The sequence below is a fragment of the Streptomyces fuscichromogenes genome (assembly GCF_014645815.1).
GTDB lineage: Bacteria > Actinomycetota > Actinomycetes > Streptomycetales > Streptomycetaceae > Streptomyces > Streptomyces fuscichromogenes.
In genome coordinates this window covers 115327-139835 of the sequence record NZ_BMML01000002.1, presented here as the reverse complement: position 1 = coordinate 139835, position 24509 = coordinate 115327, and the positions used below count along the sequence as shown (strand labels likewise).

The 24509-nt window shown below is 72.8% G+C and carries 22 protein-coding genes and 3 tRNA genes; 16 read left to right on the top strand and 9 right to left on the bottom strand.

The genetic code is table 11. The annotated features are described in order from the left end of the window. Window positions 1-20 precede the first annotated feature (20 nt). Entirely contained in the window at window positions 21-617 is a 597-nt protein-coding gene (locus IEZ11_RS04410) for a histidine phosphatase family protein (RefSeq protein ID WP_189261234.1), read from the bottom strand. A gap of 222 nt (window positions 618-839) precedes the next feature. On the opposite strand from IEZ11_RS04410, the gene IEZ11_RS04405 reads away from it, so the two are divergent. The 7 genes from IEZ11_RS04405 to IEZ11_RS04375 all read left to right on the top strand — a co-directional run bounded on the left by IEZ11_RS04405 (window position 840) and on the right by IEZ11_RS04375 (window position 7176). Then, window positions 840-1793 carry a phosphatase PAP2 family protein gene (locus IEZ11_RS04405; RefSeq protein ID WP_189261233.1) on the top strand — a complete coding sequence of 318 codons (954 nt, stop codon included), beginning with the start codon at window positions 840-842 and terminating at the stop codon, window positions 1791-1793. Then, complete coding sequence (locus tag IEZ11_RS04400) at window positions 1690-2958, top strand: hypothetical protein (protein ID WP_373294821.1); 1269 nt, start codon at window positions 1690-1692, stop codon at window positions 2956-2958. Before IEZ11_RS04405 ends, IEZ11_RS04400 begins: the two co-directional genes overlap by 104 nt. Then, window positions 2949-4538, top strand: a complete 1590-nt coding sequence (locus IEZ11_RS04395) for an amino acid adenylation domain-containing protein (protein WP_189261232.1) — start codon at window positions 2949-2951, stop codon at window positions 4536-4538. The genes IEZ11_RS04400 and IEZ11_RS04395 overlap by 10 nt, the downstream gene beginning before the upstream one ends. After that, window positions 4535-5872: an AAA domain-containing protein gene (locus IEZ11_RS04390; RefSeq protein WP_189261231.1), complete on the top strand. Its 1338-nt coding sequence runs from the start codon at window positions 4535-4537 to the stop codon at window positions 5870-5872. The genes IEZ11_RS04395 and IEZ11_RS04390 overlap by 4 nt, the downstream gene beginning before the upstream one ends. A 181-nt stretch (window positions 5873-6053) precedes the next feature. Then, window positions 6054-6416, top strand: coding sequence for a DUF8844 domain-containing protein (locus IEZ11_RS04385; RefSeq protein ID WP_189261230.1), 363 nt, complete (start codon window positions 6054-6056; stop codon window positions 6414-6416). A 105-nt stretch (window positions 6417-6521) separates the two neighbouring features. After that, window positions 6522-7112 carry a bifunctional DNA primase/polymerase gene (locus tag IEZ11_RS04380; RefSeq protein WP_189261229.1) on the top strand — a complete coding sequence of 197 codons (591 nt, stop codon included), beginning with the start codon at window positions 6522-6524 and terminating at the stop codon, window positions 7110-7112. Next, window positions 7103-7176: transfer RNA gene (locus IEZ11_RS04375), tRNA-Lys, on the top strand. The genes IEZ11_RS04380 and IEZ11_RS04375 overlap by 10 nt, the downstream gene beginning before the upstream one ends. Before the next feature lie 74 nt (window positions 7177-7250). Here IEZ11_RS04375 and IEZ11_RS04370 read toward each other — a convergent pair. Then, window positions 7251-8465 carry a M6 family metalloprotease domain-containing protein gene (locus tag IEZ11_RS04370; protein WP_189261722.1) on the bottom strand — a complete coding sequence of 405 codons (1215 nt, stop codon included), beginning with the start codon at window positions 8463-8465 and terminating at the stop codon, window positions 7251-7253. A 372-nt stretch (window positions 8466-8837) separates the two neighbouring features. Here IEZ11_RS04370 and IEZ11_RS04365 point away from each other — a divergent pair, with 372 nt between their 5' ends. Beyond that, a complete protein-coding gene (locus tag IEZ11_RS04365; protein WP_189261228.1) occupies window positions 8838-10679 on the top strand; it encodes a putative bifunctional diguanylate cyclase/phosphodiesterase in 1842 nt (613 codons plus the stop codon). On the opposite strand, the gene IEZ11_RS04360 is transcribed toward IEZ11_RS04365, so the two are convergent. After that, window positions 10649-11746, bottom strand: coding sequence for an LLM class flavin-dependent oxidoreductase (locus tag IEZ11_RS04360; protein ID WP_189261227.1), 1098 nt, complete (start codon window positions 11744-11746; stop codon window positions 10649-10651). The genes IEZ11_RS04365 and IEZ11_RS04360 overlap by 31 nt on opposite strands. A gap of 175 nt (window positions 11747-11921) precedes the next feature. Further along, window positions 11922-12653, bottom strand: coding sequence for a maleate cis-trans isomerase family protein (locus IEZ11_RS04355; RefSeq protein WP_189261226.1), 732 nt, complete (start codon window positions 12651-12653; stop codon window positions 11922-11924). Window positions 12654-12962: 309 nt separating this feature from the next. Here IEZ11_RS04355 and IEZ11_RS04350 point away from each other — a divergent pair, with 309 nt between their 5' ends. The 7 genes from IEZ11_RS04350 (at window position 12963) to IEZ11_RS04320 (ending at window position 18367) form a co-directional block, all read left to right on the top strand. Next, a complete protein-coding gene (locus IEZ11_RS04350) occupies window positions 12963-13916 on the top strand; it encodes a D-2-hydroxyacid dehydrogenase (RefSeq protein WP_189261225.1) in 954 nt (317 codons plus the stop codon). 63 nt (window positions 13917-13979) lie between these two features. Then, the gene (ehuB, locus tag IEZ11_RS04345; RefSeq protein ID WP_189261224.1) at window positions 13980-14909 is read left to right on the top strand and encodes an ectoine/hydroxyectoine ABC transporter substrate-binding protein EhuB; all 930 of its coding nucleotides are present in this window, start codon (window positions 13980-13982) and stop codon (window positions 14907-14909) included. Continuing rightward, window positions 14906-15559 (top strand): ectoine/hydroxyectoine ABC transporter permease subunit EhuC, encoded by a 654-nt coding sequence (gene ehuC, locus IEZ11_RS04340; protein WP_189261223.1) that lies wholly within the window; start codon window positions 14906-14908, stop codon window positions 15557-15559. Before ehuB ends, ehuC begins: the two co-directional genes overlap by 4 nt. Beyond that, complete coding sequence (gene ehuD, locus IEZ11_RS04335) at window positions 15556-16206, top strand: ectoine/hydroxyectoine ABC transporter permease subunit EhuD (RefSeq protein WP_189261222.1); 651 nt, start codon at window positions 15556-15558, stop codon at window positions 16204-16206. The genes ehuC and ehuD overlap by 4 nt, the downstream gene beginning before the upstream one ends. Then, on the top strand, window positions 16196-16978 hold the full coding sequence (locus IEZ11_RS04330) for an amino acid ABC transporter ATP-binding protein (RefSeq protein WP_189261221.1): 783 nt from the start codon (window positions 16196-16198) through the stop codon (window positions 16976-16978). The genes ehuD and IEZ11_RS04330 overlap by 11 nt, the downstream gene beginning before the upstream one ends. A gap of 283 nt (window positions 16979-17261) precedes the next feature. Then, window positions 17262-18020: an IclR family transcriptional regulator gene (locus IEZ11_RS04325; protein WP_189261220.1), complete on the top strand. Its 759-nt coding sequence runs from the start codon at window positions 17262-17264 to the stop codon at window positions 18018-18020. Window positions 18021-18293: 273 nt separating this feature from the next. Beyond that, a tRNA-Lys gene (locus tag IEZ11_RS04320) sits at window positions 18294-18367 on the top strand. 47 nt (window positions 18368-18414) lie between these two features. Here the strand turns inward: IEZ11_RS04320 and IEZ11_RS04315 are convergent. The 5 genes from IEZ11_RS04315 to IEZ11_RS04295 all read right to left on the bottom strand — a co-directional run bounded on the left by IEZ11_RS04315 (window position 18415) and on the right by IEZ11_RS04295 (window position 24081). Then, complete coding sequence (locus IEZ11_RS04315; RefSeq protein ID WP_189261219.1) at window positions 18415-20064, bottom strand: long-chain-fatty-acid--CoA ligase; 1650 nt, start codon at window positions 20062-20064, stop codon at window positions 18415-18417. Window positions 20065-20272: 208 nt separating this feature from the next. Further along, entirely contained in the window at window positions 20273-20737 is a 465-nt protein-coding gene (locus IEZ11_RS04310) for a DUF3592 domain-containing protein (RefSeq protein ID WP_189261218.1), read from the bottom strand. Window positions 20738-20873: 136 nt separating this feature from the next. Next, window positions 20874-21479: a lytic polysaccharide monooxygenase auxiliary activity family 9 protein gene (locus tag IEZ11_RS04305; protein ID WP_189261217.1), complete on the bottom strand. Its 606-nt coding sequence runs from the start codon at window positions 21477-21479 to the stop codon at window positions 20874-20876. 114 nt (window positions 21480-21593) lie between these two features. After that, the gene (locus IEZ11_RS04300) at window positions 21594-22724 is read right to left on the bottom strand and encodes an SPFH domain-containing protein (protein ID WP_189261216.1); all 1131 of its coding nucleotides are present in this window, start codon (window positions 22722-22724) and stop codon (window positions 21594-21596) included. Window positions 22725-22779: 55 nt separating this feature from the next. Next, window positions 22780-24081: a peptidoglycan-binding protein gene (locus tag IEZ11_RS04295; protein ID WP_189261215.1), complete on the bottom strand. Its 1302-nt coding sequence runs from the start codon at window positions 24079-24081 to the stop codon at window positions 22780-22782. 186 nt (window positions 24082-24267) lie between these two features. Between IEZ11_RS04295 and IEZ11_RS04290 the strand changes: the two genes are divergently transcribed. After that, a tRNA-Lys gene (locus tag IEZ11_RS04290) sits at window positions 24268-24341 on the top strand. Window positions 24342-24509: the final 168 nt, after the last annotated feature.

Sequence of the window (24509 nt, the reverse complement as noted above, 5' to 3'; positions counted from 1 at the left end):
CCCCGCCGCCCCTCGCCTGCTCACCCCGCCAAGTGCCCCACGTCGTTCCAGCTCTCGATCGCCGGCTCCCCGTAGGCCCACCCCAGGATCGACAGTGACGTCGGATTCAGCCGGATCCGGGCCGCGAAGTCCACCGGCAGACCCAGCCACCGCGCCCCGATCGACCGCAGGATGTGCCCGTGGGCGAACACCAGTACGTCCCGGTCCGCCGACCGCGCCCAGGACACCACCTCGTCCGCCCGCGCGGTCACCTCCGCCAGGGACTCGCCCTCGGGGACGCCGTCCCGCCAGATCAGCCAGCCGGGGCGGACGGACGAGATCTCCGCCGGGGTCAGCCCCTCGTACGCCCCGTAGTCCCACTCCATCAGCGTGTCCCAGCGCTCGGCCCGGTCGCCGAACCCGGCGAGTTCGCACGTCTCACGCGCGCGTGCCAGCGGGCTGGTGCGCACCTCGGCGTCGGCGAGGCCGTCGAACGGCGGCCGGTGCAGGCGTTCGCCGAGCAGCTTGGCTCCCCGCCGGCCCTCCTCCAGGAGCGGTACGTCGGTCCTGCCGGTGTGCTTGCCGGACAGCGACCACTCCGTCTGTCCGTGCCGGGCCAGCAGGATGCGCGGTGCCATGGGGAGAGAACCCTTCGGGAGAAATTCGGAGGCGGGACACCTCCATCATCACCCACGCTGGGAGGGCGCCGGGAACGGGCCGGGAACGGGCAACCCACGGCGCGTTCTCCGCGTCTTTGAGTGCTGAGCGCCCCCGCGTGGGCGGGAACGCGCGGGACGTAAAGTGTCACGGTCGGCAACCGGGTGCCGCGCGGACAGGGACGAGAAGGGGGAGGCAGTCGGATGCCGCAGACCGAGAAACCAGGCACCGAGGTGGCTGTGCGAACCCGGCTGCGCTGGTGGACCGAGCTGCCGCTGATCCTGCTGGTGTACGCCTGCTACTCGGCCGGCCGGCTGCTCGCGCGCGGGGACACGGGCACCGCCGTCGACCACGGCCTGGCGATCCTGCGCGTCGAGAAGGCCCTGCACCTCAACGCCGAGCACCCGCTCAACCGCCTCTTCACCCAGGAGGCCTGGCTCGGCGTACCGGCGGACTTCTGGTACGCCTCGCTGCACTACCTGGTCACCCCGGCGATCCTGGTCTTCCTGTTCCGCAAGCGCGCCGAGGTCTACCGGCGGGCCCGCACCTGGCTGATGACGTCCACGTTCATCGGCCTGATCGGCTTCACCCTGCTGCCCACCTGCCCGCCCCGGCTGCTGGCCGCGAAGTACGGCTTCGTGGACACGATGGCCCAGTACAGCTCGTACGGCTGGTGGGGCGGCGAGGCCAGCGCCCCGCGCGGTCTCGGCGGCATGACCAACCAGTACGCGGCGATGCCGAGCCTGCACTGCGGCTGGGCGCTGTGGTGCGGGGTGATGCTGTGGCGGCACGGCGGCAACCGGCTGACCAAGGTGCTCGGCGTGGCCTACCCGGTGCTGACCGCGCTCGTCGTGATGGGCACCGCCAACCACTACTTCCTGGACGCGGTCGCGGGCGTGTTCGTGATGGGCGTGGGCTACCTGCTGGCGCCGTACGTGATGCGGGCCGCGGATCTCGTCAGGGTGCGGATCGCCCCGGGCGCCTCCCTCGTCGCGGCCCGCTCGGACGGCGCAGGTTCCCCGATTGTCAGTGCCGGATGCCAGACTTCGGCGGGTGAGCGAATTCCATCGCAGCGCGAGTCCCGGCCTGCCGTCGCAGCCGAACCCGACGCCGCCCCCACCGACGCGGGGGACGGCGCTCCGGCACCGGCTCGCTGAGCTGCGCGGCCCCGCCGTCCCGGCCAAGGCCCTCGACGCGCGTGCCCTCGCGGCGCTCGCCGCCAACCCGGGATGCAGGCGGCGGGCGATCCTGGACGGCGCCGGGGTGGACAAGACCGCGCTGGCGGACGCCCTCGGCTCGCCCTCGGCCTTCGGCCAGTCGCAGTTCGCGCTGACCCGGGGCAACGCCTTCGAGGCGAAGGTGAAGGCGGACGGCGGAGCCGAACTGCTGCGCCTGGTGCGCGCCGGGCTCGACCCGGGCGCCGAGCCGGCCGAGCGGGCCGCCGTGCCGGACCTGACCGCCGGCGGGCCCGAGGGGCGTACGGCCCGCACGGCGCTGGCGCTGCGCGAGGCCGTGGCGGCCGGCGGCTGGGCGCTGCTCGACCATCCGATGCTGGCCCTGGAGGTGGCCGGCTCCCCCGCGTTCCTGGAGCCGGACGCGGTGGTCGTGCACCCGGACGGCAGCTGGACGGTCGTGGAGATCAAGTCCTTCCCGATGCTGGACGGTTCCGCCGACCCGGCGAAGGTGGGCGCGGCCGCCCGGCAGGCCGCGGTGTACGTGCTGGCCCTGGAGCAGGTCGCGGCCCGGCTCACCCCGGCCCCGCGGGTCCGCCACGACGTGCTGCTGGTCTGTCCCAAGGACTTCGCCAACCTGCCCACCGCCGCGGCCGTGGACGTCCGTAGGCAGCGCGCGGTCACCGCCCGCCAGCTGGCCCGGCTCACCCGCATCCAGGACATCGCCGACACCCTCCCGGAGGGCACCTGCTTCGCCCCGGACCTGCCGGCGGAGCAGCTCACCGCGGCCGTGGACGCCGTTCCCGCGGCCTATGCGCCCGAGTGCCTGGCCGCCTGCGAACTGGCCTTCCACTGCAGGCAGCGCTCCCGCGCGGCCGACGAGGTGACCGCGCTGGGCCGCGCGGCCCGCGCCGAGCTGGGCGGGCTGTCCACCGTCGAGGACGTGCTGTCGGCGGCGCGCGGCGAGAGCGGCGACCCGGCCGACCCGGCGGTGGCCGCCCTGCGCCGGGCGGCGGCCCTGCGCGCCGAGGCACTGGGCGCCGGTGCCAGTGCCGGTGCCAGTGCCAGTGCCAGTGCCGGTGCCAGTGCCGGTTACGGCATCGGCACCCAGGGCTTCGGCGTCGGCGCCCAGGGGGTCACGTGTCCCTGATCACCACCCTCGCCCGCCTTGAGGCGGTGAGCACCGGCACCGCGCAACCCGCCGCGACCGTCCGGCACCGGCACCTCTCCGCGCACCCACTGGTCTTCGTGCCGCTCACCACCGCCGGTGAGACCGGGGCCCCGCTCGGCGCCCTGGTCGGCACCGACCGGGACGCCCCGCGCCTGCTGGTCGTCCCCCAGCCGCGCGACCGGGACCTGCGGTTCACCTTCCTCGCCGAGCTCGCCGACGTCGTCCTGCCCCACCTGGACTCCTACGCGGACAGCGTCGAGGCCGCCGAACGCACCGAGACCGACCCGGAGACCGGCAAGCGGGTCAAGGTCGAGGTCGAACTGTGCGCGGACGCACCCCAGTTGATCGTCCCGGGCCGCGCGGGCATCGAGTACGTACGGCTGCTGGGGCGCTCGATGCGGTTCCGGCGCACCGCGGAGCAGGACCCGGAGGCGCCCTACCCGGCCCCGCCCCGGGTGCCGCTGCTCGGGCGCTGGCTCACCCACTTCGGCGAGCGGGCCCGGGTCCCCGGCTCCGCCCTGCTGCTCGCCATGACGGACCTGCTGTCCCGGCACTGGGCGACCGGGCAGTCCGGCATCGAGGACCAGCACCTGGGCGCGCTGCTCGCCTGGATCGCCCCGCCGGAGGGCAGCACGGGCGCGCAGGCCGCGCGGGTGGCCGAGCTCGCCCGGGACGGCGACGGGCAGTTGCGGTGCCCGCCGGCCGGTCCCGCCACCGACCCGGCCTTCGACAACAGGCTGCTGGCCCCCGCCCTGGAGCGCTACGACCGGGCCCGCACCGCCCTCGCCGAGGCCGCGGACGGACTCCAGGCCGACGGCCGGCTGGCGATCCTCACCGCCGCCGAACGGGAGGTCCGCGCACTGGTCGAGAGCCGTACCCGGCCCACCTGGGACGCGGTCTGGCAGGGCCTCGACCTGCTGCGCGGGCTGCCGGAGGGCGCCCGTGCCGAGGAGCGGTGGACGCGCGACCGCTGGTCGTTCACCGGCCACCGGGACCGGGTGCTCGCCGGTGAGCCCCCGCAGCCGCGCCGCGACGACGCGGTGACCGCGGCCAACAAGCTGGCCACCCGCGAGCGGGAGCAGGCCCGGCTGGACGCCCAGGAGGCGCTCGACGACCCGCTGGTGATGGCGGGGCGGCGGCTGTCCGGGGAGGCGTTCGCGGGCGAGGTCCTCGATGTCGTCATGGCGTACAGCGAGGGCAGGCGGCCCAGCCCGCGGCCGCTGGTGACCGTGCGCACGGAGGACCGGCCGCAGCTGGGCGAGCGCGCGAAGGCGTACCGCTCGCTGGACGGCAGGCCGCAGTCGGCGGAGTTCGTCGGGTACGAGGCGGAGGGGGTCCTGGTGCTGCGCGTCCTGGACAAGATGGGCCGCGGCAAGGAACCGGAGGAGGGCTCCGTGCCGGAGAAGGGCGACCGGCTCGTCTTCACCCTGTTCGAACACGAGCAGCGCGGCGGCGCCAGGCTGCCCGACCCGGAGCAGACGCCGTGGACGCACGGCGGGCCGCCGGGCGAGGCGGCACCGGAGGCGCCCGACACCGTGACGGCGGAGGACGTCCTGTGACGACCACGGACTTCGATCCCGGGGCGGCCGCCGCGCAGGCCACCGCCGCGATCCTGCACGACACCCTGCACGGCACCGACCGGGGCGTGGTCGTGGACTCCCCGCCGGGCGCCGGCAAGTCCACGCTCGTGGTCCGCGCCGCGCTGGAACTCGCCGACGCCGGGCGCCCGCTGATGGTGGTCGCGCAGACGAACGCCCAGGTCGACGACCTCGTCCTGCGGCTCGCCGAGAAGAACCCGGAGCTCCCCGTCGGGCGCCTGCACAGCAGTGACGCCGACCCGTACGACAAGGCGCTGGACGACCTGCCGAGCGTGCGCAAGTCGGCGAAGGCGGCCGACCTCAGGGAGGCGCGGGTCGTGCTGTCCACGGCCGCGAAATGGGCGCACGTCAAGGTGGACGAGCCCTGGCGGCACGCGATCGTCGACGAGGCGTACCAGATGCGCTCGGACTCGCTGCTCGCCGTGGCCGGCCTGTTCGAACGGGCGCTGTTCGTGGGCGACCCCGGCCAGCTGGACCCGTTCGCGATCGTGGGCAGCGAGCAGTGGGCGGGCCTGTCGTACGACCCCTCGGCCTCCGCCGTCTCCACCCTCCTGGCCCACAATCCGGGCCTCCCGCAGCACCGCCTGCCGGTCTCCTGGCGCCTCCCGGCGTCGGCGGCCCCGCTGGTCTCCGGCGCGTTCTACCCGTACACCCCCTTCCGCAGCGGCACCGGCCACGGCGACCGGCGGCTCGCCTTCGCCGTTCCCTCCGACGGCTCCGGGCCCGACCGGGTGATCGACGAGGCGGCGGAGTCCGGCTGGGGCCTGCTGGAGCTGCCCGCCCGGCACACCCCGCGCACCGACCCGGAGGCGGTCCGGGCGGTGGCGACGGTGGTACGACGGCTGCTCGACCGCGGCGGCGCGGCGCTCTCCGAGCGCTCCCCGGCCCCCTCCCCCCTCACCGCCGACCGGATCGCCGTCGGCACCGCCCACCGGGACCAGGCGGCGGCCGTCCGCGCGGCCCTGGCGGAGCTGGGCGTGAGAGACGTCACCGTCGACACGGCGAACCGTCTCCAGGGCCGTGAGTACGACGTGACGGTCGTCCTCCACCCGCTCTCGGGCCGCCCGGACGCCACCGCCTTCCACCTGGAGACGGGCCGCCTCTGCGTCCTCGCCTCCCGCCACCGCCACGCCTGCATCGTGGTCTGCCGCGCCGGCGTGACCGACCTCCTGGACGACTACCCGTCGACAGAACCGGTCCAGCTCGGCGCCCTCATGAAGTTCCCGGACGGCTGGGAGGCCAACCACGCGGTACTGGCCCACCTGACCGAACACCGAGTGACCTGGCGGCCCTGACGAAACCCGACACCCGCACCACCCACCCGCCGGACGGAGTCCGGCACGCCGCCGGAGGCGGCCAATGGTCACAGCCCCGGACCCCGGAAGTGGTGACCTCGGGGTGGTCTTGCGCGGGCGCGGGAGAATGGACGGTGGTCATCGGACCGCAGTCGTCGACACCGTACGAGGAGGACCAGACATGGCGGAGCCCACGCCGCGTCGGAACGAACCGCGGCTACGCCCCGCGCCCCTGCTCTTCGAGCCCGTGGCAGCGGTCGCCGATCCCGAGCACTTCTTCGGCCTGGAGTCGGTCGACGACCCCGGGGCGCTGCTGGCCCGTGCGACGGAGCTGACCCAGGCGTTCCGCATGGCGACCGACCGGGCGGTGGAGTTCCAGGCCATGGCCGCGGCCCAGCTCGCCGACCCGCGCCGCTTCGACCGGCTGACCCCGGCCGACATCGCCGAGCGGGCCGAGTGGACCGAGGACTACGCGAAGAAGATGGTGGAGTTCGGCCGGGACCTGCTGAAGGGGAGGGAAGGGCAGGGACCCGAGCAGATCTAGCGGGTGGCATATGCCGGGCGGGCAAGATACGCCCCTCCGCCCCGTCCCGTCCCGGTTTCCCGCAACTCACGGCGAGCGGGCGCTCACCAGGGGTATCAATTCCCCATGAGCAGCACACCGTACGAGACTCTCCCCGGCGACGCGGCCGGGGTCACCTCCGACGGAGCCGCCTGGCTGGCCTCGGCAGGAACGTATCCGCGGAGCACGCTCGCCTTCTGGGAGGAGCGGCCGGACGCCCCGGTGGTCCTGCCCTGCGGGACCGCGTTCGACGTGGTGAACACTCCGGCGATCTTCGGCCGCCGCATGCTGGACCGGCTGTGGGACGAGGGACCGGGGTCCGGGCCGGTCGCGGTGTACCGGGGCCGGATGCTCCTGTTCGCCGCCCCCGGCACCGCCGCCCGGCTGCCGTCACTGCTGGGCTGGGAGGAGTGGGGCGGCCGCGGCCAGGCCGTACCGCCGCTGCTCTGCCACGGCACCGGCGACGCGGTGACCGTCCCGGCGCCGCACGCCGACCCCTCCCCGGCCTCGGCCGGCGCCCGCTGGCTGGTCGCCCCGGACACCCGGCACCCATGGCTCCCGGGCCCGGAGATCCTGCTCTGGGCGGCCGTCCGCGCGGCCCGCCCGACCGTGCGGATATCGATTTTTCCTCCCGCCGATCAGGATGCTAAGGTCTACGACGTCAGCAGGCGCCGCTAGCTCAGTTGGTTAGAGCAGCTGACTCTTAATCAGCGGGTCCGGGGTTCGAGTCCCTGGCGGCGCACGCGAAGTGGACCGAAGGCCAAGCTCCTGCGAGCTTGGCCTTCGGTCGTTCCGCCGTCCGCATCCCGCCGGGGTTCAGTCCGGCCTGCCCGGCGTGATCTTCACGTTCCAGGCGCCGGACGCCGTCCGCCCCTCCACCGCCACCTGCACGCCGTCCCCCGGCACGGTGAAGCTCTCGCCGAGCGCGACCGGGGCGTCGGCCAGCGGCGGATAGACCGAGTTCTCCCAGCAGGCCTCGGTGTGCGGATGGGCGTCGACCACCTCGATCGGGCCGCCGCCGGACGCCGTCTCGTCGCGGACCCGGTAGACGAGGATGCCCTGCCGGCAGGCCGCGCTGTCGTTGCCGGAGGCACCCCGCGCCTCGAAGGCCAGCACGGTGTCCGGTCCGGTGCGCACCACCGCCAGCTTGGTGCCGTCGCCGAGCCCGAAGGCCGGGGCACCCGCGGCGCCCTGCGCCGGGGCACCCGGCCCGGCGGAGAGCGGCTCCAGGGTCAGCCGGGTCGGCACGGCCCCCCGAACGCACACCACCTGGCGCGGATCCAGCCAGCCCAGCTTCCACTTGTGCCAGCCGAAGAAGTCCGGGGACAGCCCGAACTGGCTGCCCATCAGGTCCCAGTCGCCGACGTACGTGTCCCAGTCGCCCTTGCCGTCCGACGGACGGTGGTAGAGGTCGGGGAGGTCGAAGACATGCCCGGTCTCATGGGCGAGAACCAGCCGGTCCGGCGGGTGCTTCTCGAAGACGGTGACGACCCGGCGGACATCGGTCCCGTCCACGTGCATCGGGGTGTCGAGGTTGACCACCTTCGTGGCGTCGGAGTCGACGCCGGGCGCGTCCGGGTCGGCCACGAAGTACACGATGTCGTAGCGCGCGAAGTCGACCTCGGGGTCGGCCGCCGCGAACGCGTCCCGCAGGTAGGCGGCCCGCAGCGGGACGCTCCAGTCCCGTCTTATCCCGTACGCGACCGAGGGCCGGGGCATCCGCAGCCAGTGGGCGAGCGGGTGCGGATGGATGGTGAACTTCCCGTAGGAGGCCTGCTCGTAGTAGCGGCTGGTGGCCGGGAAGTGGTCGGCGGCGAGCTCCGCGGGCGTGGTCTGCGGGGTGGCGTCCGGAAAGGAGAGGAACACCATCACGGCCGAGAGCGGGTGGGTGGGGCGGGTGTAGTCGGCGTTCCAGGTGTCGACTCCCTCGGAGTGGTGCGCGTCGGTGCGGTGCAGGGCGCAGGGGGTCGTGGAGAACGGCTCGGCGGCCGACGGTCCGGTCAGGATCGTCGTCGCGACGAGCGCCGACATCGTGGTGAACACGGCGGCGGAGCTGCGCAGCGGGAGACGCGGCACGGAAGGACCTCCGGGGGCGGTTCGCGGGACACCGCACCCAGCCTGTGTGAGTTTGTCGCCATATGACCTGTTTATCTGCACCAGAAGGGTGAGGAACCCGCTGCTCACGGCAGGCAGACACGAACGGCCGACACCCCGAGTCACTCACGGAACGTCACAAGCGGTCAGGTGGCCCAAGAACCCGTCCAGGTGCGGGCAGAAACGATCTGTCAGAATCGCCGGTTCATCAGGGACACTGGACAGTGGCTGGAAGGCCCTCGGGCCAGCATCTATGATCGGCACACTTTCCTGCACGGACAGAGATCGAGTGCACTGCGGGAGCGAGCGGTGAGCGGAACGTCCGAAGGGCCGACGCCCGCGGCAGACCTCGACCGGTCCGCCGTCACAGAGAGTGACAAGACCTACCGGAAGTCGTACGAGAAGACGGAACAGCGGACATACGAGCACGCCTTCGCGGCCGCCACGCTGCCCATGGCCGTGGTCGACCGCGAGGGGCTCGTCAGCACGGCCAACGAGGCGTTCGCCATCCTGCTCGGCGCGGATCCGGCCAGGCTGCCGGGGCGGATCGCCGCGGACCTGGTGGACCTGGCCTCCGACGCCCGTACCTGGCACGCCTACCGCGAGGTACTGCGCGGCCGGCAGGCCAAGCTGCGCTGCACCCGCCGGCTCAAGCACCCCGACGGGCACTCGGTGTGGGTGCAGGTCACCATCGCACCGCTGGCCAAGGACGCGCCGGGGGTGCTGATCTCGGTCTCGGACATCAGCGCCCGCCGTGAACTGCAGGCCCGGCTACGGCACTTGCAGATGCACGACCCGGTGACCCGGCTGCCCAACCGGACACTGTTCTTCGAGCGGCTGTCGGCCGCGCTGGAGGCGGAGTCCTACGAGCAGAGCGGCACCGGCCGGATCGGCCTGTGCTACCTGGACCTGGACGGCTTCAAGGCGGTCAACGACACCCTCGGCCACCGGGTCGGCGACCGTCTGCTGGCCGCCGTCGCCGAACGGCTGACCCGGGTCGCCGACGAGGCCGGCTTCGCGCGGACCGGCGCCCCGCTGGTGGCCCGCCTCGGCGGCGACGAGTTCGCCCTGCTGGTCGAGGACTCCACGGGCACGGAACAGCTGGCCGACCTCGCGGAGTCCGCGCTCGCGGCCCTCCAGGCGCCGTTCGACCTGGCGGGCCAGCGGCTGTCGCTGTCGGCGTCGATCGGGGTGGTCGAGCGGCATGCCGCCGGCACCACCGCCACCGGTCTGATGCAGGCCGCGGACACGACCCTCCACTGGGCGAAGGCCGACGGCAAGTCCCGCTGGACGCTCTTCGACCCGGAGCGCAACGCCCACCTGGTGACCCGGCAGGCGCTCTCCTCCACCCTCCGCCCGGCCATCGAACGCGGCGAGTTCGTGCTGGAGTACCAGCCGCTGGTGGGCATGGGGGACGGCCGGCTCAACGGTGTCGAGGCGCTGGTCCGCTGGCACCACCCGCAGTTCGGCACCCTGACGCCGAATCGGTTCATCGGACTGGCGGAGGAGGACGGCTCGATCGTCCCGCTCGGACGCTGGGCCCTGACCACCGCCTGCCGGCAGGCCCGCCGCTGGCAGCTGGACCACCCCGGCGAGCCGCCGATCTTCGTCAGCGTCAACGTGGCCGTCCGCCAGGTCTGGGACTCCGACCTGGTCGCGGACGTGGCCGAGACCCTGGCGGAAACGGGCCTGGCCCCGCACCTGCTCCAGCTGGAGCTGACGGAGTCGGCCGTCATGGGCTCGGCCGGGCGGCCGCTCCAGGCTCTCCAGGCCCTCAGCGACATGGGGGTGCGCATCGCCATCGACGACTTCGGCACCGGCTACTCGAACCTCGCCTACCTCAGCCGCCTCCCGGTCTCCGTCCTCAAGCTGGACGGCTCCTTCGTCCGGGGCTTCCAGTACGACGACCCGGGCGACCGCCCGAACCCGGCCGACGAGGTCGTGGTCGAGGCGATGATCCAGCTGGCCCACCGGCTGGGCCTGACCGTCACCGCCGAATGCGTGGAGACCTCGGCGCAGGCCTCCCGCCTCCGGCACATCGGCTGCGACACCGGCCAGGGGTGGCTCTACTCCCGGCCGGTGACGGCGGATCGTATCTCCGAGCTGCTGGACACCCGGTCCTACGCGGACACCCCGGTCGGCAAACCGTAGGCGTCGGCGATCAGCTCGTAGGAGCGCAGCCGCAGCTCGCCGCGGTGCGCGTGCGAGGTGAGCATCAGCTCGTCGGCGCCGGTGCGCTTCTGCAGGTCGTCGAGACCGGCGCGGACCTCGTCGGCGGTGCCGTGCACGATGTTGGCGGTCCACGAGTGCACGAACTCCTCCTCCATCGGGGAGAACTCGTGCTTCTCGACGTCGTCGGGGTCGGGGAACAGACCGGGCTGCCCGGTGCGCAGCCGCAGCATGTTCACCGCACCGGCCCGCACCTGCCGCCGCGCCTCGCGCTCCTCGTCGGTCGCCAGCGCGGAGACACCGATGAGGGCGTACGGCTCGTCGAGCACGGCGGACGGGCTGAAGGACTCCCGGTACAGGTCGAGGGCCGGGACGGTGTTCTGCGCGGAGAAGTGGTGCGCGAAGGCGAACGGCAGCCCGAGCATGCCGGCGAGCCGGGCGCTGAACCCGGAGGAGCCGAGCAGCCAGACCGGGGGCCGGTGCGGCGACTGCACCCCGCCGGGGGTGGTGCTCTGCACGGGGCCCGGGATGGCATGGATCCGGCGGTACCGATGCCCGTCCGGGAAGTCGTCGTCCAGGAACCGGATCAGCTCGGCGAGCTGCTGCGGGAAGTCGTCGGCGCCCTCGTTGAGGGTCTGGGTACGGCGCAGCGCGGCCGCGGTCGCCCCGTCCGTCCCCGGCGCCCGCCCGAGGCCCAGATCGATCCGGCCGGGGGCCAGCGCCTCCAGCGTGCCGAACTGCTCCGCGATCACGAGCGGGGCGTGGTTGGGCAGCATGACGCCGCCCGACCCGAGCCGGATCCGCTCGGTGTGGGCGGCGAGGTGGGCGAGGATCACGGCGGGTGAGGAGGAGGCCACGCCGGGCATCGAGTGGTGCTCGGCGACCCAGTACCGGTGGAACCCGCGCGCCTCGGTGAGCCGCGCGAGCGAGGCGCTGGTGCGCAGGGCGTCGGTGGCGGTACTGCCGGCACCGACGGTCACCAGGTCCAGTACGGAGAGGGGGACAGGGGCGGTCCCGTGCGAAATACCCCGAATCTCGTCTGCCGACACGGTGAGAGCCTCCTGTTTGACGACCGTGAGCTGTCCTGGGGGTCGATAACAGGAGGATGTCTCCGTTTATTCCGGTCGGGTTTTCCGGCTCCTCCGGTTCCTGCCGAGTCGGGTGGTGGGTGGGCGGGGGTTTTCGGGGGTCCGAGGGTCGCCCCCCGGTACGGGTGCGCGCCGGTCAGGCCTGGATGATCGGTTCGCGGGTGAACAGGGTGCCCAGTGCCGGGGCGTTCACCCGGCGGTCCGCCAGGCGCAGGCCCTCCCACACGGTGACCTGATGGGCCGCGAGCACCGGTTTCGACAGCGCCTTCTCCAGCAGCGACAGGTGCGCCGCCGTGTGCAGTGCCGTGTCCGGCAGCAGTACCGCCTGCGCACCGGAGACGTCGGCGGCCCGCGCGAGCGTGAGCACCTCCTCCTCCCCCCACGTCCCCGCCTCCGTCGCCGTGACGAACCCCGAGGACCGCACACCGGTCACCTCCAGGCCCCCGGCCCGCAGGAAGTCCGCGAAGAGGGCGGCCACGTCGTCGGGGTAGGTCGCGCCGACCGCCACCCGCCGTACCCCGAGCTCACGCGCCGCGTGCACGAACCCGAAGGACGTGGACGACGCCGGCAGGCCGGCCGCCCTGGCCAGCGCGCGGACCTGCCGCTGGGCGCCCTCCCAGCCGTACACGAAGCTCCCGCCGGTGGAGGCCCACACCACCGCGTCCGAGCCCGCGAGCCGCAGCTCCGCCACCCCGGCCGCCAGCCGCTCCTCGGCTCCCGTCCCCCGCAACGCGTCCACCCGGTGCGCGTCCTCACCCATGTCGGTGTGGACGACGTCCACCCGGATGTCGCTGCCGAGGAGCTGCTCGATGCGGGGGTAGTCGTCCTCCGCGGAGTGCCCCGGATAAAGGAGTCCGAGCGCTGTCATGTCCACCCTTCCTGCTGTTGTTCCGGCGGTGCGGGCCACCCGCGTGACGACACCGATCCGCCCGGATGGCGGATCAGCGCCCGCGGGGGCCCACCGCTCGGGTACCCGGCCAGCGCGGCGCCGCCCACATCGTGACCTGGTTGGCCGACAGAAGGGGGAGTTCCCACCCTGGAGAACGCGGGGGCAACGGTCGACGGACGCGCCCGTGTTGACGTAGGTGGGCCGGGGTGCCAGCGTGGGCGATCCGTGCCTCCGAGACGTTCCGTCCGCCCATGTCGGACGCTGCAGGACACCGGGAGACCGCCCCGTATGACGCCGTCCGTGCCCACCCTGCTGGTCCTCGACGCCGACCCGCCGCCGCGACTGGGCCGGCTCACCGGCCGCGTCCGGATCGTGCACACGGACGCGGTGGGCCTGGCGGCCCGGCTGCCGGCCGCCGACGTACTCCTGGTCTGGGACTTCGCCTCGCACGCGGTCCGCGAGGCCTGGCCGGGCGAGGGGCCGCGGCCGGGCTGGGTGCACACGGCGAGCGCGGGCGTCGACCATCTGATGTGCCCGGAGCTGGCCGCGTCCGGCACGGTCGTCACCAACGCGCGCGGGGTCTTCGACGCGCCCGTCGCCGAGTACGTGGCCGCGCTGGTGCTGGCGATCGCCAAGGACCTGCCCCGGACCCTCGATCTCCAGCGGGAGCGGACCTGGCGGCACCGCGAGGGGCGCCGGGTGAGCGGCACGCGCGCGTGCGTGGTCGGCTCGGGTCCGATCGGCCGGGCGATCGCCCGCACCCTGAAGGCGCTCGGCGTCACCACGGCCCTGGTCGGCCGGGTTCCGCGCACCGGTATCCACGGCCCGGACGACCTGGACCGGCTGATCTCCCGCGCCGACTGGGTGATCGCGGCGGCCCCGCTGACCGAGCAGACGTACGGCATGTTCGACGAGCACCGCTTCGACGTGATGCAGCCGTCGGCCTGCTTCATCAACGTCGGCCGGGGCGGGCTGGTCGACGAGGAGGCCCTGGTCCGGGCGTTGGACCGGCGCTGGATCGCGGCCGCGGCGCTGGACGTCCTCGCGACCGAGCCGCTGCCCGCCGACAGCCCGCTGTGGGAGGTGCCGGGCCTTCTCGTCTCCCCGCACATGGGCGGGGACACGGTCGGCTGGCGGGACGAACTGAGCACGCAGTTCGTGGCGCTGTACGAGCGGTGGGCGGCGGGCAGGTCCCTGCTGAACGTGGTCGACAAGAAGCGCGGATACGTGCCGGGGCACTGAACCTTCGCAAGCGGCCGCCCGCCGTGGCGCATAAGTCGATCGAGCTCGGGTAGCCGCGCCGCCATGGCTCGACCACTCCGGAACGACACAGACACGTCAGGGCAGGAATCCAGACACACCCGGCGGGCGGTGCTCGCGGGTGCCGCGGCGGTCGGCGCGCTGGCCGCCACCGGCTGTACCCGCGTGGCCACCGCGGCCGGCGCCGACGGCGGTGATCTGCTGCAACGGCTGCGCGCCCAGGGTGTCGTACGGCTCGGCATCGCCGGCGAGATCCCCTTCGGGTACATCGACGAGGACGGCCATCTGACCGGCGAGGCGCCGGAGCTGGCGAAGGCGGTCTTCAAGCGGCTCGGGGTGGACCGGGTGCAGCCGGTGCCGACGGAGTTCGGTTCGCTGATACCCGGGCTGAACTCGCAGCAGTTCGATGTCGTGGCCGCCGGGATGTACGTCAACCCGGAACGGTGCGAGCAGGTGATCTTCGCGGATCCGGACTACCAGATGCTCGACTCGTTCATCGTGCGGAAGGGGAACCCCAAGGGGCTGCACGACTACGAGGACGTGGTCCGGAAGAAGGCGAGGTTCGCCACCGGGACGGGCTACGCCGAGATCCAGTACGCCGTCGAGGCCGGTTACAAGGAGAGCGACATCCTGATCGTCCCCGACCAGGTCGCCGGGCTGAACGCGGTGGAGGCGGGGCGGGTCGACGTGTTCGCCGGTACGGCGCTCACCACGCGTGCGGTCGTCAGGAAGTCGGCGAAGGCCGAGGCGACCAGGGCGTTCACGCCGCTGGTGGACGGCAGGCCGCACGTGGACGGGGGCGCGTTCGCGTTCCGGTCGGCGGAGACGAGGCTGCGGGACGCGTTCGACGTGGAGCTGCGCAAGCTGAAGAGGAGCGGCGAACTGTTCCGGATCCTGCGGCCGTTCGGCTTCACCGAGGCCGAGATGACCGACCTGACGGCGAAGGAGCTGTGCGGGGGAGGGCGGAACGGATGACCCCGGGACTGTGGGACCTCGTACTCAGGGGCGCCTGGACCACGATCCAGCTGCTGGTGCTCAGCGGGCTGCTGATGACGGCCGTGGCCCTGGTGGTGGGGGTGGCCCGGACGAGCCGGCACTGGTCCGTCCGGTTCCTCGCCGGTCTCTACACCGAGGTGTTCCGTGGCACCTCGGCGCTGGTGATGATCTTCTGGGTGTTCTTCGTGCTGCCGGTCGCCCTCGGCTGGCAGCTGGTGCCGCTGTGGGCGGGCACCCTGGCGCTCGGGCTGACGTACGGCGCGTACGGCGCGGAGATCGTGCGCGGGGCGCTGGGCGCGGTCGACCCGGCGCAGCGGGAGGGCGGTGTCGCGCTCGGCTTCACGCCCGGACAGCGGCTGCGGCTGATCCTGCTGCCGCAGGCGGTGCCGGAGATGATCCCGTCCTACTGCAACCTGCTCGTGGAACTGCTCAAGGGCACCGCCCTGGTGTCCGTCACCGGCATGGGTGACCTGGCGTTCAGCGGGAACCTGGTGCGGCTGGCACTGCAGGAGAGCGCGCACATCTACACGTATCTGCTGGTCGTCTACTTCGTGATCGCGTTCGTCATCACCCGGCTGATGCGCGGTCTGGAACGGCGGCTGAAGGCCGGGCTCGGGGGTGTCGCATGACGTGGGACTGGAGTGCCGTGAGCGCGTTCCTGCCGCACTTCCGGGACGGCCTGGTGGTCACCCTCCAGGCGCTGGCCCTCGGTTCGCTGATCTCGTTCTCGCTGGGGCTGGTGTGGACGCTGCTGATGCGGACACCGACGAGGTGGGTGCGCTGGCCGGTCGGAGTGGTGACCGAGTTCGTGCGCAACACCCCGTTGCTGGTGCAGCTGTTCTTCCTCTTCTACGTGCTTCCCGAGTGGGGGCTGGCCTTCTCCGCGCTGACCACCGGGGTCCTCGCGATCGGTCTGCACTACTCGACGTACACCATGCAGGTCTACCGGGCCGGTATCGAGGCGGTGCCGGTGGGGCAGTGGGAGGCGGCCACCGCGCTCAGCCTGCCGGCCCGGCGGACCTGGTGCGCGGTCATCCTGCCGCAGGCGGTGCGCCGGGTCGTGCCGCCGCTCGGCAACTACGTGATCTCGATGCTCAAGGACACGCCGGTCCTGATGTCGATCACCGTGCTGGAGATGCTCGGCCAGGCCCGCCTCTTCTCCCAGCAGCACTTCCGGTTCACCGAGCCGGTGACGGTGATCGGCGTCGCCTTCATCGTCGTCTCCTACCTCGCCTCCGTTCTCCTGCGCACCCTGGAGCGTCGCCTTGTCCGTTGAGACCAGCAAGCAGCCCAGTACGTCCGGTACGACGTCCGACGAACTGATCCGCATCGAGGGGGTGACCAAGCGGTTCGGGGACAACACCGTCCTCGACGGGCTCGACCTCACCGTGCGGACGGGCCGGCACGTCACCCTGATCGGGCCCTCAGGCTCCGGCAAGACCACGATCCTGCGGCTGCTGATGACCCTGACCGAGCCGGACTCCGGCACCATCACCGTCGACGGGCAGCGGCTCTTCCCGGCGTCGGAGAAGGAGCTGCGGGAGGTCCGCAAGCAGATCGGGATGGTGTTCCAGCAGTTCAACCTGTTCCCGAACATGAGCGTGCTGCGCAACATCACCGAGGCCCCGGTGACCGTGCTCGGCCTGCCGAAGGACGAGGCGGAGGCGCGCGGCCGGGAGCTGCTCGACCTGGTGGGCCTCGCCGACAAGGCCGACGAGCGGCCGACCCGGCTCTCCGGCGGCCAGCAGCAGCGGGTCGCCGTCGCGCGGGCGCTGGCCATGCGGCCCAAGGTGCTGCTCCTGGACGAGGTGACCTCCGCGCTCGACCCGGAGCTGGTCGCGGGCGTCCTCGACCTGCTCAGGGACATCGCCCGCACCACCGACATCACCATGGTGTGCGTGACCCACGAGATGAACTTCGCCCGGGACATCTCCGACCAGGTCCTGATGTTCGACTCGGGCCGGGTCATCGAGGCGGGCCCGCCGGAGCGCATCTTCGGCGAGCCCGAGCACGAGCGGACCCGGGAGTTCCTCGGCGCGGTGCTGTAGGCGTCCGTGCCGTGGATGTTTCCAGCGTGGGCGCCGTAAAAGTTTCCCCGCACACCGGCCCGACTACAGGAAGTGAACGCTCGATCACCCGAGGTCCGCAGCCCGGGTCATTCCCATGGCATATGCCAGAGGGTCTCTGTCGCAGCTGGGAGGGCCGGAATCTCGCCAACACCCCCTCCGTTTCCCCTGCTTGCCCGTTATCGTGGAGTGGATCCGTTGTCCGGATCGCGGCCCAAGCAGTGCTGCCGAAGCAGTACCGCCGAGCGAGCGCAGGGGGACCACCGTGGCGCTGATGCACGAGCCGACCGCCCCGTACCACTCCGCCCAGGACGCCCTGCGGGTCCTGGAGACGGTGGCAGGGCACCCCAGTGGCGTCACCGACACCGAACTGGCCCGCCGCACCGGCCTGGACCCCGACCGGCTGACCACGCTGCTGCGCATGCTGCGCCGCGAGGGCTACGTCGAGCAGGTCGCCGACGGCGCGTACGTGACCGGCGAGACCCTGCGCCGGCTGGGCTCCGCGCACGGGCGGGAGCAGGCCCTCGGCGAGCAGCTCCAGCAGGTCCTCGACCGGCTGCGGGACTCGGTCGGGGCCGCCGTCTATCTGAGCCGGTACGTCGACGGCGAGGTACGGATCGGCCAGTACGCGGCCGGCCCGACCACCCCCGCGGTCAACGAGTGGGTGGACTTCCGCTCCTCCGCGCACGCCACCGCGATCGGCAAGAGCCTGCTCACCCAGCTCGACCACAACGCCCGCCGGGACCACCTCTCCCGGCACAAGATGGCCCGCCTCACCTCGCGCACCATCACCAGCGACAAGCTGCTGCTGTCCCGGCTGGCGGCACAGCCGCCGACGGTCCCCGTCCTGGACCTCCAGGAGTACGCGATCGGCACGGTGTGCGCGGCGGTGCCGATCACCGCCGGCTCGGCGGTGGGCTGCCTGGCACTGTCCCTGCCGGTCGAGCACGCGCACCGGCTCCGCCAGGCGGCCGAGACCCTGAACCGCAGCGCGGCCCCGGTACTCCTGTCCCTCGCCATCTAGGGCCTGTCGTCACATTCCCGTCGTCGCCCGAAGGGCGGCCTGGCGGCGTCAGGTGCGTGCTCTCGGTGTGCCGGGCGTGGACCCGCGTACTGGACGTACTCGGGTCCGCGCCCGGTGCGGCGAGAGTGCGTGCATGGCGTCGCCAGGCAGACGGGAATGTGACGACAGGCCCAGGGCCTGGTCGGAAGCACCCCGCCGGACCAGGTAGTATTTTCTTCGTCGCCAGCCGCGGGAAGCAGTCGAAAGACGGTTCACGTGGTCGGCGAGAGTCATGCGCCGCTAGCTCAGTTGGTTAGAGCAGCTGACTCTTAATCAGCGGGTCCGGGGTTCGAGTCCCTGGCGGCGCACCTACGATGACCTGGGGCTTCACCACCCCAGGTCATTTTTTTCGGCCTCACCCTGGTGCGGGTCCCCCAGGACGGGGACCGGGCAGGACGCCGTCGTCCCGGGACGCGGCCTCGGCGTCCTCCGCGGTCAGCCTGCGGTACGTCTGCTCGCCCGGCGGCCGCCACCACACCGGGTCGGCGCACCGCACCCCCTCCCGCCGCAGCGCCGCCCGCTGGATCTTGTTGGTCGCCGTCACCGGCATCCGCTCCACCACCCGTACGAACCGGGGCGCCATCTTCGTCCCCAGATCGGGCTGGGCCAGCAGGAACTCGGCGAAGTCCAGTGGCTCGAACCGCCCGGCGACGGTCGCCATCACCTGGTCCCCGGTCACCGGATCCGGCACCCCGTACACGGCGACGGCCTCCGCGCCCTCGTACCGGGCCACGATGTTCTCGATCATCGCGGCGGCCAGGTTCTCCCCGTCGACCCGGATCCGGTCGTCGGTGCGCCCCGCGAAGTACAGGTATCCCGCCCCGTCCCGGTAGAAGAGATCCCCGGTCCAGTACCACCCGCCCCGGCGCCGCTCGGCCTCCGCCGCCGTGTTCCGCCAGTACCCCTCGAAGGGATTCGGCGCCCGGTTCACCAGCTCCCCTATCGCCTGCTCCCCGTTCAGCAGCCGCCCCCCGGAGTCGAAGACGGCGGGCGGGCACTCCTGGCCCGACTCCTGGTCGAGCACCGCGAGCCCCGGCCCGGCCCGGCCGACCGCCCCGGCCGGCGTCCCCGGCGACCACTGGATCGCCGCCCCGCCCTCCGAGGACCCGTACCCCTCCACCAGCCGCACCCCGAACCGCTCCTCGAAGGCCGCCGCGTCCACGGCCCCGGCCTCCGTGCCGAACCCGAGCCGCAGCGGGTTGTCCCGGTCGTCGGGGCGCGGTTCGGTGGCCAGGACGTAACTCACGGCCCGGCCGACGTAGGTGAAGTAGGTGGCCCGGTAGCGGCGCACGTCGCCCAGGAACCCGGACGCCGAGAACCGCCGGCGCAACGCCACCCCGGCGCCCGCCACCAGGGCGGGCGCCCAGTCGGCGATCACGGCGTTGCCGTGGAACATCGGCATGCAGACGTAGTGCACGTCGTCGGGGCCGACCCCGAACTGCTTCACCAGCGACCACCCGGCCGCCGCCAGCCGACCCTGCGAACAGAGCGCGGCCTTGGGGGCGCCGGTGGAGCCGGACGTGAAGTAGAGCAGCATCCGGTCCCGGGGGGTGGCCCGGAAGGCGTCCGGGAAGGCGCCGAGGTAGGGGGAGAGGATGTCGTGGTACGCCGGGTCGTCGGTGACGAGCACACGGACACCGGGCAGCTCCAGCCCGGCGAGCAGCGGAAGGTGGGCCCGCTCGGTGACGAGGACCGGGCACTCGGTGTGCAGGATGTCCCGCGCCAGCTCGGCCCCCCGCCGGGTCGGATTGACCCCGGCGACGGCGGCACCGGCGAGCGCGGCGGCCCCCAGCCAGAGCGGGAACTCCGGGGTGTTGTCGAGGAGAACACCGACATGCGGCACGGCACCGGAAGGCAGCAGCTCCCCCAGCAGAGCCGCCCGCTCGGCCGCCCCGCCGGCCACCTCGTGGTGCGTCAGCACCTGCTCCTCGAACCACAGTCCCGGCCGGTGGTCGCCCCACCGGGCGGCGACGGCTTCGGCAACGGTGCGTCCTTCGGCGGCCATGAAGAAGCAGATTAACTGACAGTCCGTCAGATCAGTACCCCAGGGGCGCGGGACTGTATCGATGTGCGGCTGCCGCCGCGTGAGCGCGACCCACGGCACTCCGCAACACCACAAGCGCAACCCCCCAGGGGCGCGGGGAACCGCGCGACGAGCCCCCACCGGCCGGCACCCGCCCACCACGGCGCCCCACGCTCACGGCGCCCCGCCCTCACGGGACAATCCCGTCCGCCGCCGAGAAGACGAAGTGCGCCACCCCCATGAAGACCAGCGCGAACCCGATGAACACCGAGAAGAACGCCACCGCGCACCCGGTCCCCGCGGCCAGCTTCCCCCGCGCGGGCGGCTGGGCCGTCGCCTTCTCCGGGTTCTCCGGCAGGTAGTACACCGTGACGAAGTCCCCCTCGACGACGGTGGACCGCCCGTTCCGCTCGTCGATGCGGACGGTGCGTCCCTCGGCCGTCGTGAACTCGAAGACATGGTGCAGCGTGGTCGTCACGGACGTGTCCCCGCCGCCGCCGCTGGTCGTCGTGTACGACCGCAGACAGCGGGCCTCGGCGGTACGCCCGTGACGCCACGCCCGGCTGATCTCGCCCGACCGCCGCAGCGTCCTGACCAGCCCGAGGACACCGACGACGACGAAGATGCCGGGAAGGACGTAGAAGAACGCTTCCATCAGGCCCATGAGAGTCCCCCGTTTCCGAACACCGGTCGAACTGACCGGTGGCGGGAACGTACCCCCGCGGCCCGCGGCGGGTCCTCAAGCGAAGCTCAGATCAACCTGCTGTTACCCAGTCGTCGAACGACGCCGGTCAGAACGTGACGTCCGAGCAGGCGTAGAACGCGTTGCCCGTGTCGGCGATCGTCCAGACCGCCAGGATCACGTGGTGACCGCTCAGCCCCGTCGGCAGGGTGCCGCTGTGGCTGAGGGTGGCCGGCGGGCGCTGGCCGTTGTAGGGGACGGTGAGGAACGGGGTGGTGTCGAGGTCCGAACGGGCCAGGGCGTGGTTCTGGTTCCAGCCCTGCTTGGTGACGTAGTACCTGAAGTCGGTCGTGGCGTGCATCGCCGTGAACTGCCAGCGGAACGTGTACGTCCGACCGCCCGTCACCTTCGTCGTCGGCCAGGCCCCTCCGGACGGCGTCTTCGGCGAGCTGAGCTGGGCGAACCTGCTCAGCCCGCCGTTGCAGAGCTGGCCGTCGGCGGGACCGGCCGCCGGGAAGCCCTTCGGGCCCTCGACGCTCTGCGGCTCGTACTGGATGTCGCCGCAGTTCGTCACCGTGCCGTTGGCGCAGAGCTTCTGCCGGCTGACGGGGAGGTCGGTGTACCCGTGCCCGCTGGCGCCGCCGGTGGAGAGCGCGAAGGCTCCGGCGGTCGCCACGCCGAGCACGACGGCCGACACCTTGGTCCGTTTACGCATGCTGCCGCTCCTGGTGAACGTGGGGGAAGTCCGATGAGCCGTGCAGGTCTAGACCAAGTCCCAGATTATTGCCGTCTATTGACCGTGTCCATATCAAAGACAGGTCCGCCCCCCTCATGGCATGGACCCGGTGCGCCCCGAACAGAACGCCACCGTCAGGTCCCGCACCAGCACCTTGCGCTCGTAGTCGTCGAGTTCGACGAGTCCGCGCATGGTCAGCCGGGTCACCGTGTCCTCGACCGAGTCCACGACCGAGGTGAGCATGGTGGACCGCTGCTGCGTGTCGAGCACGGCGAGCCGCCGGCGGTGCATGGCCGCGGCGACCTCCGGGGCGTACTCCACCCGGACCGGTTGCACGGAGAACACCTCCAGACCGATGCCCGCCGCGTCCGCCGTGACCAGCCGGGTCAGCGCGTCCGTGGCCATCTCCACCGAACCCCGGGCGGTGCCCGGCGGCTCCACCGGCACCCGGGCCAGCGCGGCCTCCACGCACTCGCGCAGATACGTCTCGTGGTCCTCGACGCCGAGCGCCGCCCGCGCGGTGTCCCGCACCCGCCACACCACCAGGACGACGACCCGCAGCGCGACCCCGTTGCCGTCCGCGGCCGGCATCTCCTCGCTGCGCCAGTGCCGCAGCCGGACGTCGACCCGGCGGCGCAGCAGCAGCGGGTTGACCCAGAGCAGGCCGGTGCGCCGTACCGTCCCCCGGTAGCGGCCGAACAGGCCGAGCACCCAGGCCCGGCCGGTCACCCCGCGGGCGAGCCCGGCGAAGCCGAACAGGCCGAGCGCGCCCGCTCCGGCGTACGCGGCCCACTGCGCCGGTCCGAGCCCCGCACCCCCGTGCGCCGGCAGGTTCAGCGCGTGCACCGCGAGCGGCGGCAGCACCCCCGCCCACCAGGAGGTGGCGAGCCCCCCGGCCACTCCGCCGAGTCCGGCGCACACGCCGGCCGCGCCGGGCAGCACCCGGGCCGGGCACTCCACCAGCTCGGGGTCGACGGCGGCGGCCGGTCGGGGCTTGGCCGGGAGCGGGCGGCGCAGCCGGGGCTGTTCGCCGGTGCCCTGCCGGCGGCCGACCACGGCGGGCCGCAGCGGTACCGACACCGGGTCGGGGTCGTCGCGGAACAGCAGATGGACGGGGATCTCGGTGGTGATCTCGTTCTGGATCAGCCGGGGAACCGGCCGGGACGGCGGCCCGCCGTCCGGGGGGCCGTCCGAATCAGGGGTGTGTGCGGTGGTCGTACTCATGCCTGCCTCCAGCCTCCGCGCCAGATGCTTCAGGTGATGGTCGATCGTCGGGTCGTCACAGGAACAGCCGGCGCCAGGTCTCCGGCCCCGGGTAGCCGTCGGCCGCGCCGCCGCGCCAGCCCTGGGCCCGCTGGAACGCCTCGACGGCCCTGCGGTCCGCCTCGCCCCAGGCGGGATGCGGGCCGTCGGGGTAGAAACGGCCGTAGCCCTTCCTGACCAGCTGCCTGCCGAGCTGGGTGACGTGGTCGTTGGCGGCGCCCGGCCGGAACCAGTTCTTGCCGGGGTAGCCCGGGACCCCGTGCGAGGCGGGGGCGGGCGGGACGGCGGCGGGTCTGATGCTGCTGCCCCGGCCGGTGGCGAGGAGTTCCCAGGTGCCCGGCCCCGGCAGGCCGTCGGCGGCGGCGCCGGTCCAGCCCTGGGCCCGCTGGAAGGCCTGGGTGGCCCGCTGGTCCGACGCGCCCCAGACCGGCCCCGGCCCCTTGGCGTAGTGACTGCCCGCGCCCCGGGCGACCAGCAGCTGTCCGAGGAGGGTGACGTACTTGTTGTCGGCACCGGGCCCGAAGTAGGCCGCCCCCGGGAACGGCACCGACGTCTTCCCGGTCTGGGCGCCCGGCATGCCCGGGTCCGCGATCAGCCCGTTGTAGCGGTAGGGGACGTACTTGGCGGAGTTGCTCCAGTAGGCGTAGGGCGTGGACTGGCGGCGGGCGCGCGGGGGCGTCTGCTCGTACGCCGTGTAGGAGGTGTGCGTGTAGTCCGTCCAGCCGCCGAAGAGCACGACGTGGGAGCCCTTCTCGGGGTTGTCCGGGTTGTGGAAGAGCAGGATGTCGCCGGGCTGGAGCTCCTCCTTGGTGATCTTCGTGCCGAACTGGTCGAGGCTGCCCGTCCACTCGTTCCCGGTCAGCCCCCAGGCCATGGAGACATAGCCGGAGCAGTCCTGCCGGTACCCGTCCGTCCAGTAGAGGGACATGCTGTACGGCACCTGGGCGGCGACCCAGGTCTTGGCCCGGGTGATGATCTGCGTCCGGGTGATGGGGGGCGTGGTGACCGGGCCGTGGACGGGTGTGCCGCCCGGCCCGTGCAGGGGGGACTTGGTGCCCTGCGGGGTCTCGGGGTCGGGGTCCACGGGGGCGGCGGACCGGTGCGGGGCGGGCGGGGCGCTGTGGGCGGCGGCGGTCGGGGCGCTCGCGGCGAGGGCGGCGGACGCGGCGGCGGCCACGACCAGGACGCCCCGGGCCGCCGGGTGCCCGCCGAAGCGGCCGGGCAGCGGGGAGGAGGGGCCCACCCGCCGCCAGTGGACGCATCCGGGGCATTCACAGGTGGTCGCGGGGTCGAATTCCTCGAATACCGGGGCCGGCATGCGATTCCCCTCACACTTCGGGTGGATATGTCCGGAACTGTGCACGTCGATCAGTTTCCCAACTGTCGCCCCGGTGCGCATGCTGACGGTCCGAATGATGTACGGCAGGGGGCGGACGGGGTTCGCTCCGGTGGCCGATGGTCAGGAGCACGGCCGGCCGTCCGGTAGAGTTCTCGATGTCAGCAGGCGCCGCTAGCTCAGTTGGTTAGAGCAGCTGACTCTTAATCAGCGGGTCCGGGGTTCGAGTCCCTGGCGGCGCACCTGATCGAAGGCCTCGGCCGCACCTCGTGCGGTCGGGGCCTTCGTGCGTTCCCGGCCCGGACGCCCCGGACACACGGACCGCCAGTGTCGTCCACACCATCCCCACATGCTCCACATTGAACTCTTATGATCGGTAAACACCATGTTTCGCTCTTGCGATCATGATG

Bases quoted from the DNA above. Each gene is read 5' to 3' on its own strand.
- IEZ11_RS04410 (WP_189261234.1), bottom strand. From the start codon at position 617: ATGGCACCGCGCATCCTGCTGGCCCGGCACGGACAGACGGAGTGGTCG.
- IEZ11_RS04405 (WP_189261233.1), top strand. From the start codon at position 840: ATGCCGCAGACCGAGAAACCAGGCACCGAGGTGGCTGTGCGAACCCGG.
- IEZ11_RS04385 (WP_189261230.1), top strand. From the start codon at position 6,054: ATGGCGGAGCCCACGCCGCGTCGGAACGAACCGCGGCTACGCCCCGCG.
- IEZ11_RS04380 (WP_189261229.1), top strand. From the start codon at position 6,522: ATGAGCAGCACACCGTACGAGACTCTCCCCGGCGACGCGGCCGGGGTC.
- IEZ11_RS04370 (WP_189261722.1), bottom strand. From the start codon at position 8,465: ATGTCGGCGCTCGTCGCGACGACGATCCTGACCGGACCGTCGGCCGCC.
- IEZ11_RS04355 (WP_189261226.1), bottom strand. From the start codon at position 12,653: ATGACAGCGCTCGGACTCCTTTATCCGGGGCACTCCGCGGAGGACGAC.
- IEZ11_RS04350 (WP_189261225.1), top strand. From the start codon at position 12,963: ATGACGCCGTCCGTGCCCACCCTGCTGGTCCTCGACGCCGACCCGCCG.
- ehuB (WP_189261224.1), top strand. From the start codon at position 13,980: ATGGCTCGACCACTCCGGAACGACACAGACACGTCAGGGCAGGAATCC.
- ehuC (WP_189261223.1), top strand. From the start codon at position 14,906: ATGACCCCGGGACTGTGGGACCTCGTACTCAGGGGCGCCTGGACCACG.
- ehuD (WP_189261222.1), top strand. From the start codon at position 15,556: ATGACGTGGGACTGGAGTGCCGTGAGCGCGTTCCTGCCGCACTTCCGG.
- IEZ11_RS04315 (WP_189261219.1), bottom strand. From the start codon at position 20,064: ATGGCCGCCGAAGGACGCACCGTTGCCGAAGCCGTCGCCGCCCGGTGG.
- IEZ11_RS04310 (WP_189261218.1), bottom strand. From the start codon at position 20,737: ATGGAAGCGTTCTTCTACGTCCTTCCCGGCATCTTCGTCGTCGTCGGT.
- IEZ11_RS04305 (WP_189261217.1), bottom strand. From the start codon at position 21,479: ATGCGTAAACGGACCAAGGTGTCGGCCGTCGTGCTCGGCGTGGCGACC.
- IEZ11_RS04300 (WP_189261216.1), bottom strand. From the start codon at position 22,724: ATGAGTACGACCACCGCACACACCCCTGATTCGGACGGCCCCCCGGAC.
- IEZ11_RS04295 (WP_189261215.1), bottom strand. From the start codon at position 24,081: ATGCCGGCCCCGGTATTCGAGGAATTCGACCCCGCGACCACCTGTGAA.